At 68.7% G+C, this 12030-nt stretch carries 12 protein-coding genes; 5 read left to right on the forward strand and 7 right to left on the reverse strand.

What is annotated here, in order from left to right:
• Positions 1-80: 80 nt before the first annotated feature.
• The 3 genes from ACLQ24_RS25930 to ACLQ24_RS25940 all read right to left on the reverse strand — a co-directional run bounded on the left by ACLQ24_RS25930 (position 81) and on the right by ACLQ24_RS25940 (position 2563).
• Positions 81-626 carry a hypothetical protein gene (locus tag ACLQ24_RS25930; RefSeq protein ID WP_425894315.1) on the reverse strand — a complete coding sequence of 182 codons (546 nt, stop codon included), beginning with the start codon at positions 624-626 and terminating at the stop codon, positions 81-83.
• A gap of 110 nt (positions 627-736) precedes the next feature.
• Complete coding sequence (locus ACLQ24_RS25935) at positions 737-1759, reverse strand: DUF4331 family protein (RefSeq protein ID WP_425894316.1); 1023 nt, start codon at positions 1757-1759, stop codon at positions 737-739.
• Positions 1760-1912: 153 nt separating this feature from the next.
• The gene (locus ACLQ24_RS25940; RefSeq protein ID WP_425894325.1) at positions 1913-2563 is read right to left on the reverse strand and encodes a ricin-type beta-trefoil lectin domain protein; all 651 of its coding nucleotides are present in this window, start codon (positions 2561-2563) and stop codon (positions 1913-1915) included.
• Positions 2564-2665: 102 nt separating this feature from the next.
• On the opposite strand from ACLQ24_RS25940, the gene ACLQ24_RS25945 reads away from it, so the two are divergent.
• Complete coding sequence (locus ACLQ24_RS25945; protein ID WP_425894317.1) at positions 2666-3064, forward strand: hypothetical protein; 399 nt, start codon at positions 2666-2668, stop codon at positions 3062-3064.
• On the opposite strand, the gene ACLQ24_RS25950 is transcribed toward ACLQ24_RS25945, so the two are convergent.
• Complete coding sequence (locus tag ACLQ24_RS25950; protein WP_425894326.1) at positions 3061-3759, reverse strand: aminotransferase class V-fold PLP-dependent enzyme; 699 nt, start codon at positions 3757-3759, stop codon at positions 3061-3063. The two genes, ACLQ24_RS25945 and ACLQ24_RS25950, sit on opposite strands and share 4 nt — an antisense overlap.
• Positions 3743-4006 carry a hypothetical protein gene (locus tag ACLQ24_RS25955; RefSeq protein ID WP_425894318.1) on the reverse strand — a complete coding sequence of 88 codons (264 nt, stop codon included), beginning with the start codon at positions 4004-4006 and terminating at the stop codon, positions 3743-3745. The genes ACLQ24_RS25950 and ACLQ24_RS25955 overlap by 17 nt, the downstream gene beginning before the upstream one ends.
• A gap of 491 nt (positions 4007-4497) precedes the next feature.
• Here ACLQ24_RS25955 and mmsA point away from each other — a divergent pair, with 491 nt between their 5' ends.
• The 4 genes from mmsA to ACLQ24_RS25975 all read left to right on the forward strand — a co-directional run bounded on the left by mmsA (position 4498) and on the right by ACLQ24_RS25975 (position 9872).
• Complete coding sequence (mmsA, locus tag ACLQ24_RS25960) at positions 4498-6045, forward strand: multiple monosaccharide ABC transporter ATP-binding protein (RefSeq protein WP_425894319.1); 1548 nt, start codon at positions 4498-4500, stop codon at positions 6043-6045.
• Complete coding sequence (gene mmsB, locus ACLQ24_RS25965; RefSeq protein WP_425894320.1) at positions 6042-7340, forward strand: multiple monosaccharide ABC transporter permease; 1299 nt, start codon at positions 6042-6044, stop codon at positions 7338-7340. Before mmsA ends, mmsB begins: the two co-directional genes overlap by 4 nt.
• 51 nt (positions 7341-7391) lie before the next feature.
• Entirely contained in the window at positions 7392-8498 is a 1107-nt protein-coding gene (locus ACLQ24_RS25970) for a substrate-binding domain-containing protein (RefSeq protein WP_425894321.1), read from the forward strand.
• A 66-nt stretch (positions 8499-8564) separates the two neighbouring features.
• Entirely contained in the window at positions 8565-9872 is a 1308-nt protein-coding gene (locus ACLQ24_RS25975; protein ID WP_425894322.1) for an ROK family transcriptional regulator, read from the forward strand.
• A gap of 198 nt (positions 9873-10070) precedes the next feature.
• Here the strand turns inward: ACLQ24_RS25975 and ACLQ24_RS25980 are convergent, their stop codons facing one another.
• Both ACLQ24_RS25980 and ACLQ24_RS25985 read right to left on the reverse strand, forming a co-directional pair.
• Complete coding sequence (locus tag ACLQ24_RS25980) at positions 10071-11051, reverse strand: ABC transporter permease (protein ID WP_425894323.1); 981 nt, start codon at positions 11049-11051, stop codon at positions 10071-10073.
• Entirely contained in the window at positions 11048-11938 is an 891-nt protein-coding gene (locus ACLQ24_RS25985; protein WP_425894324.1) for an ABC transporter ATP-binding protein, read from the reverse strand. Before ACLQ24_RS25985 ends, ACLQ24_RS25980 begins: the two co-directional genes overlap by 4 nt.
• Between the last annotated feature and the right edge of the window lie 92 nt (positions 11939-12030).

The raw sequence follows: 12030 nt of genomic DNA on the forward strand, positions 1-12030 counted from the left end.
CCACCGAGCCCGCACGCTCTATCGCTGGGACACCCGACCGACAACCCGCCGACTCAAGTGACGCCTATTGCCGGTCGTTCTTAGAACACCGAATGCGTCACCGTCCCCGTGTAGACACCCTGGACGGTGCCGACCGGAATGTTCACCGACAGCGTGGGGTTCCAGGTGGCGAAGTTGTTGCCTGTCCCACCGGTGTGGCTCATCGCCGTGCGCGGTACGTTGATGATCACCTGATGGGCGGCGGTGGGCTGCCCCGGAGTGAACGTTCCCCCACCGGCGGTCGCCGTCGCGGGACCGGACCAGTACAGGACGTTGATGTTCGGGATCGTCTCCCCGGACGTGCCGCCGCCCGTGGTGAAGTCGGTGGAGATGACGGTGGTGGTCCAGTTCGGGGTGAGCGAACCGCGCTGGTCCAGCACGGTGACCGGGCCGAGTTGACCGGTGACGGTCGACCCCTCCACGCCGTGCCCGATGTTCGCCGTCGCCGGTACCGTGATCGAGAGACCACCAGCGGCGTCGACGGTGAGGGTCACGATCGTGTCGCCCGTCGTGTCGGCGACGGCCGGTCCGGCGAGAGCGAGGGTGGCGGCGATGCCGGCCACGCCCGCGAGAAGTTTCCTGCGCATCAAGTCTCCTATCTGAATCGCCCAACGGATGCGAGTCAGAGAATAACTGCGCGAAACTGCATGAAACGGTCAAAAGAACCGCTGTCACCCGGCCGGGGTTCGGTCAGTGATCAGGCCGGCACCACGTACGGGAACGCGTCGGCGCGAGCCGACTTCGTGACGTCGGCGGTGAGGCCCGACGTCGTACCGGTGTTGAGAATCAGGGAGAACATCACCTCGGGGGCGTTGTCGGCCATGGTGCGCCCGTTGTGGACCGCGAAGCCGTAGTTCGCGGCCGTGCCCACCGTGTACGACAGCACATCGGGGTAGAGCACCCGGGCGACGCTCCAGCCGTACGCCTGGGGGTCCGGCGCGGTGCCGTTCGCCGCGACGACCCCGGCGACCGCCTTGGCGATCCCCTCCCCGTCCTCGGGTAGGTCCTGGCTGGGGTGCCGGAAGTTCGCCGGGTCCGAGAAGTCGGTGTCGTGCGGCCAGAAAACGGGCCACATCATGGGGTGACCGGCGCGGTTGATCTGCCGCCATCCGCCCGCGTCGGTGGCGAGCAGGGTTCGACACCAGACGCCGATCTCGGTGCCCTCGCGCAGCAGCGGCTCGTCGTGGGAGACCTCCAGGACGATCGACTCGACGGTGGTGCCGGCGAAGCTGTTCTTGGCCTGGTCTGCCCGCCACGCCGAGCGGTCCACCTTCGCGCCGTTCTTGACCGCGCCGTTGATGGTGTTGAGTTCGTCGAGGTCGATGTAGAACGGGTCGGCGATCCGGCCCGCCCAGATCCGGACGCGCTGCCCGGTCGTCACCTCGCCGGTCCTGCCCTGGGCGATGGGAGTGCCCATAGCGGCGTCGTCACGGGCGTCCGCGCCGGTGAGTTCGTACAGCTCCAGGGTCTGGGTGGCGGTGCCGTCCGGCTCACCGAACGCGAATCGGTAGGTCAGCTCCTCCATGTCCGAGCCGTTGAAGTGAATCTTGAACTCGTAGCGGGCCTCGGCGTGGAAGCCGCGCTTGATGTCGGCCTTGGTCACCGAGCTGTTGACGTCCATGACGAACACGGTGGTGCGGTCACCGTCGAAGACGTACAGGTCGTCGATGTAGAGCTGGCCGCCCTGGGCGGCAAGGGGGGTGTCGAGGTGGTGCGACATGGGCTCACTCCCATAACGGCTATTCGGACTAAGCCGAACATAGCGGTCACAGTGTGGTTGCCCGACCGAATCGAGGTGGACCGCCGTGGGGTGAGATGCCGCACGAGCGGGTGAGCCGTCCGTCGGACGGCCCACCCGATCACGCCGGTCTCGTCAGAAGCGGGACCGGACGGTCCCGTCGGAGGCGAAGGTCCACGCCTGCGCCGCGGTCGTGTTGCAGTCCCAGATCTGTAGCTTGGCGCCCTCCACCGGGTTGGCGCTCGGGATGTCGATGCAGCGCCCGCTCTGCGCTCCCCGGAGCCGCGTGGTGCCGGGCGTCGGGCCACCCGCCGGTGCCGAGCATCCAGAACGCCGGCCAGATGCCCAGATGCCCTGGCCGCGCGGGATCTTGATGCGGGCCTCGAAGCGGCCGTACGTCTGGGTGAAGGTCGCGGCGGTCAGCAGTCGGGCGGAGGGGTACTCGCAGCGGCCGTAGTGGCACTGGTAGTTGGCGGGGTTCTCCCGGCGGGCCGTGATGACGAGGTTGCCCTGACCGTCGTGTACGGCGTTGCTGGTGCTGTCGGTGTGGTACTGCCGCTCGGTGTTGCCCCAGCCGCAGCCGATGTCGAAGCGCCACTTGTTCTGGTCGACGGGCGTTCCGGCCGGGGCGTTGAACTCGTCCTCCCAGGTGAGCGGGCCGATGGCGGCCTCGGCCCGGTCGGACTGTCCCGGGAGGGCGAGGGAGGCGAGGGTGTTTCCAATGCCGTGAGGGTCCGTTACCGCCTGACCGCATCCCTCGATAGCGGTCGAATCGACCCTTCCTATTGCCGTGGAGCGTCCACGCGGGACAGGATGACGAGGTCCGCAGGAAACCTCCCCGTAACCTGCGTGCTGCTGGTCTCTGTCACAAGGAAGTGGGAGTCAGTCATGAGCGACGCGTCGACGGCGCTGGGTGTGCGCCTCTACCCGGACCTGGTCGAGCGGGGTGGCCTCGCCCCCGCGCTCATCGAGACCGCTGCCCGCCACCTGCTCGACATCGGCCGGGTGACCGCTCCCGAGCGGGGGCGCGGCCGGTTCACCAGCGCCGAGCTGCACTCCGACGAGGGTGTGGTGTGCGTCGGGCTGGGCTCGCAGGCCCGCTACTTCATGATCGACCTCCGGTCGTCGGGCGAGGTGCTGGCGCGTGGCGACTGCATGGACCTGGTCCAGGTCGCCCAGGTGGCCTCGGCCTGGCGGGAGGGGGCGACGCTCGCCGACCTGACCGTCCGGTTCGCGTTCATGGAGGAGATCAAGCACCGTCCGGCGCCGGTGGCCCAGGTCGGCTAGCCCGTGGGCGTGTCAGCACCGTAGCCGGGGCGGCAGCGGCGGTCCGGCAACGCCGTCCCGGCCCAGGTAGGACGACTCCACGAAGGCGACGAAGCGTTCGGCATCGGCCGCCGTGGACGCCAGACCGAACGAGACGCGGACCGCGCCGCCGGTCGGCAGCCGCAGCGCGTCGAGGTACTCGTCGATCGTGCCGATCTGGGCGAGCAGACGTCGCCGCAGCGTCTGCCGGGTGATCCCGAACGCACCCTCGCCCGCGCCCGGATTGCAGAAGCACCCGGTACGCAGGGAGAAACCGGCCGCGGCGGCTTTCCGGCGACGAGCCGCTCGTCCACCGGGGCGCCGTCGGGGCGCAGGACGTTGAACGTCACGGTCGCGCCCCGGCCCTCGCCCGTGCTTGGCCCGTAGACCCGCGCCAGCGGTTGGCCGGTGCGATGCCGCAGCGCCGTCAGGTGGCCCAGCAACCAGTCGGTGAGCAGGCTGACCCGGCTGTGCACGAGGTCCACGCCGATCGAGTCGAGCCACCGCAGCCCGAACTCCACGTCCGGGATGCTCAGGAAGTTGAGCGTGCCGTCCTCGAAGGCCGACTCGTCGTCCATCGAGCGGTGCCAGTCGCCCTGCACCCTGACCGCGCGGATGGTGCCACCGGAGAACCACGGACGGCGCAGCCGGGCCAGCGCGTCACGGCGCGCCAGCAGGGCACCGACGCCGGTCGGGTAGCCGAAGAGCTTTTACCAGCTCAGACAGACGAAGTCGGGTCGGACGGCGCAGGTCCAACCGGTTCGTCGCGGCGAACGCGGCGGCGTCCAGCAGCACGTCGTAACCGTGCCGGTGGGCCAGCTGCGCGCCGGAGCTGTACCGCAGCTTCGACCGTCGGGAGGACGGGGTGATCAAGGCGGTGCTGCGCCCGAGCTGACCGGTCGGCTCGGGCTCGACCCGGACCAAGCGGACGTCAAGTCGCCGATCGGCCCCTGATGGTGGAAGTGATGTGACGACAGCCGTCGATCCCGTCGTCCGGTGGAGGCGTGGGTCACATCGCGGGCCGCGGGTGGTCGGGGCATCCTTGACGTGGCGGCGGTGGCGCGGCTTGATCATGATCGTTCGATGGCGCTGCGGTGGAGGTCCACCGATATCCGTACCAGCCGCCGTGGATCGTGCCTGGTGGCGGGCCTGTTGGCGATGATCGGGGCCGATCGGCCCGCCGCCCAGAATTTGACAACGTTGCCAGAAGCAGGCCATGGTGCATCAGCGAGTATTGAAGCGGCTGTGACGGGCAAATACTCTGCTTCGTCTATATTGCCGGATTGTTACATTTTCAACACTCCCTCGCCTTGCGGATGGCCTGGTCACCGCAATACGTTGCCGTCGACAACAAAACCAAGTGAAGGTTCAACCTTCCGGAGGCAACCGATGACGTTGGCGAGGTGGTACGAGCGATGAGCGACGTGCCGATCCTCCTTGAGATGCGTTCCATCACCAAGGAGTTCCCCGGAGTCAAGGCCCTCTCCGACGTCAACCTGGTGGTTCGCGCCGGCGAGATCCATGCCATCTGCGGCGAGAACGGGGCGGGCAAGTCCACGCTGATGAAGGTGCTCAGCGGGGTCTACCCGTACGGCAGCTACGACGGCCAGATCGTCTACCAGGGGTCGGAGAGCAAGTTCTCCGACATCCGGGCGAGCGAGAGCGCCGGAATTGTGATCATCCACCAGGAGCTCGCGCTCATTCCCGGGATGTCGATCGCCGAGAACATCTTCCTCGGTAACGAACCGCGCAAGCGGGGCGCGATCGACTGGAAGGCCGGGAACCGGATGGCGCTGGACCTGATGGCCCGGGTCGGTCTGGAAGAAGACCCGGACACCCTGGTCAAGGACATCGGCGTCGGTAAGCAGCAGCTCGTGGAGATCGCGAAGGCGTTCGCCAAGGACGTGAAGCTGCTCATCCTGGACGAGCCGACGGCCGCGCTGAACGAGGCCGACTCCCGGCACCTGCTGGACCTGCTGCGCGGCTTCCGCTCCCGCGGCATCACCTCGATCATGATCTCGCACAAGCTGAACGAGATCGAGGCGATCGCCGACCACATCACCATCCTGCGCGACGGCCGGACCGTGGAGACCCTCGACGTCAAGGCGGACGGGGTCGACGAGGACCGGATCGTGCGGGGTATGGTCGGTCGCGAGCTGAGCAGCCGTTTCCCGGACCACACCCCGAAGATCGGCGAGGTCTTCTTCGAGGTCCGCAACTGGAACGTCCGGCACCCGATCTCCGCCGAGCGACAGGTCTGCAAGAACGAGAGCTTCGTGGTGCGCCGCGGCGAGATCGTCGGCTTCGCCGGCCTCATGGGCGCGGGCCGTACCGAACTCGCGATGAGCGTCTTCGGCCGCTCCTACGGGGTGTACGAGTCGGGAACGATCATCAAGGACGGCAAGGAGATCGTCCTGAAGTCGGTGGCGGACGCCATCGACAACGGGCTCGCGTACGTCAGCGAGGACCGCAAGGCGATCGGCCTCAACCTGCTCGACGACATCAAGACGTCGACGGTGGCCGCCAAGCTGTCCAAGATCTCGCACCACGGCGTGCTGAACGAGGTCGAGGAGTACCAGGCGGCCGAGGCGTACCGCAAGGAGTTGCGGACCAAGGCGCCGACGGTCGACGAGGGCGTTTCCAAGCTCTCCGGTGGCAACCAGCAGAAGGTCGTCCTGGCCAAGTGGATGTTCACCGACCCGGACCTGTTGATCCTCGACGAACCGACCCGCGGTATCGACGTGGGCGCCAAGTACGAGATCTACGGCATCATCCAGCGGCTCGCCGACGAGGGGAAGGGCGTCATCGTCATCTCCTCGGAACTGCCTGAGCTGATCGGGCTCTGCGACCGCATCTACACCGTGTTCGAAGGCGCCATCACGGGCGAGATCGCTCGGGCGGACGCGGGCCCGGAGACCCTCATGAAGCAGATGACCTCGACGAAGAAGTTGGCCACCCGATGAGCCGTATCAAGGACCTTCAGAAGAACCTGTTTGGAGGTACGACCTCCAACGCCCGCCAGTTCGGGATGATCTTCACCCTGGTGGCGATCGTCGTCCTGTTCCAGATCCTGACCGACGGTCTCACCCTGCGGTCGGACAACCTGATCGCGCTGTTCCAGCAGAACTCGTACATCCTGATCCTGGCCATCGGCATGCTCATGGTGATCGTCGCCGGGCACATCGACCTGTCGGTCGGCTCGGTCGCCGCCTTCGCGGGCATCCTGGTCGCCAAGTCGATGGCCGAGTGGGACCTGCCCTGGCCCCTCGCCATCCTGTTCGGCCTCGCGATCGGCGCGATCATCGGCGCCTGGCAGGGCTTCTGGGTGGCGTACATCGGGGTGCCGGCGTTCATCGTCACGCTGGCCGGCATGCTGCTGTTCCGCGGCGGCAACCAGTTCATCGGTAACGCCAACACGATCCCGGTGCCGGAGGGCTTCCGGAAGATCGGCGCCGGCTTCCTGCCCGAGTTCGGGCCGAACACCGGCTACAACAACGCGACGCTGCTGCTCGGCCTGGCCGCCGCGGTGGCCGTCGTGTGGCGCGAGCTTCAGGCCCGCAAGACCCGCCGGGAGATGGACGCCGATCCGGCCCCGATGTGGATCTCGATCCTGCGGATGGCCGTCATGGTCGGCGCGATCGCCTTCGCGGCGCTGCGCTTCGCCAGTGGTCGCGTCGGCACCAGCTTCCCGATCTCGGGCATCATCCTGGTGGCGCTGGTCATCGCGTACTCCTTCTACACCCGCAACACTGCCGGCGGTCGGCACATCTACGCGGTGGGCGGCAACTCCCGGGCGGCCGAGCTGTCCGGCGTGAAGCTCAAGCGGGTCAACTTCTTCGTCATGATGAACATGTCCGTCCTGGCCGCGCTGGCCGGCATGATCTTCGTGGCCCGCTCGGCGGCCTCCGGGCCGCAGGACGGCAACGGCTGGGAGCTGGACGCCATCGCCGCTGTCTTCATCGGTGGCGCGGCCGTCTCCGGCGGTATCGGCACCATCAGCGGCTCGATCGTCGGTGGCCTCGTCATGGCCGTACTCAACAACGGCCTGCAACTGATGGGCGTCGGCACCGACCAGGTCCAGATCATCAAGGGCCTGGTCCTGCTGCTGGCCGTCGCGATCGACGTCTACAACAAGAGCCAGGGGCGCTTCTCCATCATCGGGAGCCTGATGCGGCCGTTCCACCGCGAGGGCTCCACCCCACCCGCCTCACCGCCGGACGCGGAGCGCGAGCCCGCCAAGGCAGCGGTGTCCGGCTGACGGCCACCAACCTCTCCACCCGTCTCACATCCAGAAGGGCAAGTCCTCACCATGCGTAGAATCTTCGGTACGTCGGTGGTGGCCATCAGTGCCGCCGCCATGCTGGCCCTGGCCGGCTGCGGCTCCGGCCGCGACGGCGACTCCGGCAGCTCGGGTGGCGGCGACGCCAAGGGCTTCGCGGCGAACTCCCTGATCGGTGTCGCCCTGCCGGCCAAGACCTCGGAGAACTGGGTCCTCGCCGGTGACCTGTTCACCAAGGGTCTCAAGGAGTCCGGTTTCCAGGCTGACGTGCAGTACGCCGGCGCGTCGACCACGGTCGCCGACCAGCAGGCCCAGATCACCGCCATGACCACCAAGGGCGCCAAGGTCATCGTCATCGGCGCGACCGACGCCGCGCAGCTGGCGACCCAGGTCGCGGCCGCCCACGCCGCCGGCGCCAAGGTGATCGCGTACGACCGGCTCATCACCAACACGCCGGACCTCGACTACTACGTCGCGTTCGACAACTTCAAGGTCGGCCAGTTCCAGGGCCAGGCCCTGCTGGACGGCATGAAGGCCAAGAAGCCGAACGGCCCGTACAACGTCGAGCTGTTCTCCGGTTCGCCGGACGACAACAACGCCGGTGTCTTCTTCAACGGCGCGATGGACGTGCTCAAGCCGGAGATCGACAAGGGCAACGTCGTCATCGCCTCGGGTCAGAAGGACGTCAAGCAGACCGCCATCCAGGGCTGGAAGGCCGAGGGTGCGCAGGCCCGCATGGACCAGCTGCTGACCTCGACCTACGGCAGCAAGGAGCTGGACGGCGTCCTCTCCCCGAACGACACCCTGGCCCGCGCGATTCTGACCTCGGTCAAGGGCGCTGGCAAGCCGACCCCGGTGGTCACCGGTCAGGACTCCGAGGTGGAGTCGGTCAAGTCGATCGTCAAGGGTGAGCAGTACATGACGATCAACAAGGACACCCGCAACCTGGTGAAGGAGACCATCAACATGGTCAAGGCTCTCCAGGCCGGTAACACCCCGCAGGTGAACGACACCAAGTCCTACAACAACGGCAGCAAGGTCGTCGACACGTTCCTGCTCCCGCCGGTCGCCGTCACCAAGGCGAACGTGGTCGAGGCGTACGCCAGCGACCCGAAGCTCGCGCCGCTCACCAAGTAATCACCGCGCGGTAGGCAGCAACGCCGATGGGTCCCGGGTCTCCTCTTCCGGGACCCATCGGCGTCCGTGCCTCGTCGTTCACCCGGCATCGACCCGGAAGGAGGTCTGACCGTGGCGGCACCAGTCCGGTCCAGGCCAACCGGCGTCGGTCGTAACCTCGACATTCCGCTGCCTCCGGTCCCCGGCGCCAGCCAGGAGGAGATCCGACGGCAGAACCTCGGCGCCGTACTGCGGTACGTGCACCTGCACGGGCCGACGTCGCGGGCCGAGCTGACCAGCCGTCTCGGCCTCAACCGCAGCACCATCGGCGCCCTCGCCGCCGACCTGACCGCCAGCGGTCTCGTCACCGAGGAGGCGCCAACCACGGGTCGCCGCGCCGGCCGTCCCTCCCTCGTGGTCAGCCCCCGCTCCGACCGGGTCTACGCGCACGCGCTCAGCATCGACGCGGACCGGCTGCGGGCGGCGCTAATCGGCCTCGGCGGTCGCATCCTCGACCTGCGAGAGGTACCTCGTCCCGGCGGCATGTCGGCCATCGACGCCGTCCGCCCGCTGGCCGACCTCGTCCGCGGAATGGAGCGCACCGTCGCCCCCGACGCGCTGCTGGTCGGGGGAGCGGTCGCCGTCACCGACACCACCCGCGACGCCGACGGCGGGCTGCGGATCGTCGGCGTCGAAGAGGGCCTCAGCGCGGTGCTCGAGGCCGAGCTCACCGCCTGTCCCGGATTCGTGGCCGGGGACCTGGCCGACATCGCGGGCCTGGCCGAGCACATCCGGGGCGTGGCACCCGGCATCGACGACCTCATCTACCTGCACGGCGACCTGGGCATCAGCGCCGGCATCGTGGTCGGTGGCCGGCTGATGGTCGGTCACCGGGGCCACAGCGGCAAGGTCGGTCACATGGTGGTCAACCCGAACGGCCTGCCGTGCGGGTGTGGCTCCCGCGGCTGCTGGGAGACCGAGATCTCCGAGGTCGCGCTGCTGCGGCACGCCGGCCGCGACCCCGACGACCGCGCGGCCGTGGCCGATGTCCTGCGCGCGGCGGCGGACGGCGACCCGACCGCCCTCGCCGCCGTCGAGCAGGTCGCCGACTGGCTCGGCTTCGGCGTCGCCAATCTGGTGAACGTGGTCAATCCCGACGCCGTGGTGTTCGGTGGCTCGCTGCGCGACATCTACATCGCCGGCGCGGACACGGTGCGGCGGCGGCTGGACGCCATGCCGCTGCCGGCCTCCCGTGAGCACCTGCGGCTGCGCGCGGCGGCGCTCGGCCGTGACGCCGTCCTGATCGGCGCCGCCGAGCTGGCCTTCGACAAGCTGCTGGCCGATCCGCTCAACGTCGGCGTCGCCGGTCCGTCGGGTCCCGCCGAGCCGGTCTAGGGGATCTTCCTGCCGCTCTCGGTCGCCCGGTACCGGCGGTTGGGCCGCTGAGGCCGGCGTAATCGGTGATCGTTGGCGGCTGAGCGGCTCGACACGCCGGCCGTCGTGCTGCTGAGCCGCCAACGATCGAGTCGACCAGCGTCGGGATGGATGGGTGATCGCCGAGGCCCCCGTGGCTTCGGCGATCACCCGCCCCGATTACGCGATCCGGCGGACCCGACGGACGGCGAGGTAGAGCAGGAGCACGGCGAGGGCGACGAAGATGCCCGTCTCGATGCTCTGGAACAACCAGAACCGGTCCGCCGGCTGGTACATCTCCCAGTTGTACGCGCCCGGCCCGAGACCCAGGTCGGCGCCGCAGGCTCGGCCGTCCGGGCCCTTGCCACCCGGCGGGCACTGGATCCGGGTGTTCTCCGCGACCATCGTTCCGTCGGCGTCGCGGATTCCCACGGCGAGAACCCAGTTGCCCCGGTCTCCCTCTGGAATCCCAGGCCCCTCGATCGGGAAGGTCTGGGTGCGGGCGGGCTGGTAGTGCGGTCGGGCCAGGATCTCCACCGCCGCCCGTACGCCGATGAACCCGGCCAGGGTGATGCCCATGGCGGGCAGCATCCGCTTGAAGATGGTGCCGGCGAAGATGCCGAGCGCCACGGCGAAGAGGGTGTAGCCGATCGGCACGGTGCCCTGCAGGTCGAAGACGATCACGCCGAGTCGGCCCTCGTGCGCGGCCTGGGTGAGCGGTTCGACCCACCACGACATGCCCAGTCCGTAGCCGACCGCGAGGAGCACGACAGCACCACCGACCAGCCCGAACTTCACCAGCGCCCAGCGGGTGCGGCCGACGCCCTGGGTCCAGACGAACCGGTGCGTACCCTGCTCCACCTCGCGAGCAACCAGCGGTGCGCCCCAGAACAGGCCGACCAGCACCGGCAGGGTGATCAGCAGCACCGCCACCAGGTTCAAACTGTCGTACCGGTCGCTGAAACGGCGCAGGCCCACGTCACAGGTCTGTGCGGCAGCCTCGCTGAGGGCGGACGGGCGTAGACACTCCGCCAACCCGAGGTCGGCGAAGGTGTGCCGCATCGACAGGCCGATCGGCACCAGCACGGCGGCGAGCACCAGGAATCCCAGCAGGGTGTAGAACGCCAGCTTGCGGTGTTGCCGCCAGGTCAGCCAGATCATGCCGCCACCCCCCACTCGCTGTGACTGGTCTGCGCGACGCCGTCCGCCAGGTACGCCAGGACGACGTCCTCCAGGCTGACCTCGCGCACCGTCCAGGCGGGGTCGGTGACGGGGCCGTCGGTGCGCACCAACAGCGTGGACTGCCGGTCGGTGTGGCTGGCCCGGACCACGTGCGCGACGCCCCCGATCGGACCGCCGTCGTGCCGCGGGCCGACGAGCTGCCGGTGCGCGGCCACCAGGTCGTCGACCGAGCCGGTGAGCTGCACCTGGGCGGCGTTGAGCACGATCAGGTAGTCGCAGACGCGCTCCAGGTCGGCCAGCAGGTGCGAGGAGAGCAGAACGGTGGTCCCGGAGTCCGCCACGCTGCCCATCAGCGACTGGAGGAACTCCCGCCGGGCCAGCGGATCGAGGCTGGCAACCGGCTCGTCGAGCAGCAGCAGCCGGGGTTGTTTGGCCAGCGCGAGGGCGAGCGCCACCTGGGCCCGTTGCCCGCCGGAGAGTTTGCCGACCGGCTTGTCGGGCGGTATCCCGAGCTGCGCCAACCGGGTCCGGGCCAGCGCCTCGTCCCACCTCCTGTTCAGCTTGCCTCCGGCGATGACCAGCTCGGCGGCGGTGAAGTCCCGGTACAGCGGCGTGTCCTGGGCGACGAACCCGATGTCGGCCAGCCCATCAGTGTCGCCGTACGGCGACCTGCCGAACACCCGTACCGCGCCCTCGTCCGGCTTGAGTAGCCCGACGGCCAGGTGCAGCAACGTGCTCTTGCCCGCGCCATTGGGCCCGACCAGCGCGGCGATCCGGCCGGCCGGAAGGTGCAGCGAACAGTCCCGTAGTGCCCACGTTCTGCCGTACCGCTTGCCCAGCCGGTCGGCCTCCAAGACCATCTCCATCCTCTGTCCTCTCGTACCGCTCATTGGTGCACCCTTGTCTCACTCGGGCCGATCGGGGTTCGAGTGCACCGGTGACTGTCGGGCCATCGCCC

Source organism: Micromonospora sp. DT4 (assembly GCF_049841675.1).
GTDB lineage: Bacteria > Actinomycetota > Actinomycetes > Mycobacteriales > Micromonosporaceae > Micromonospora.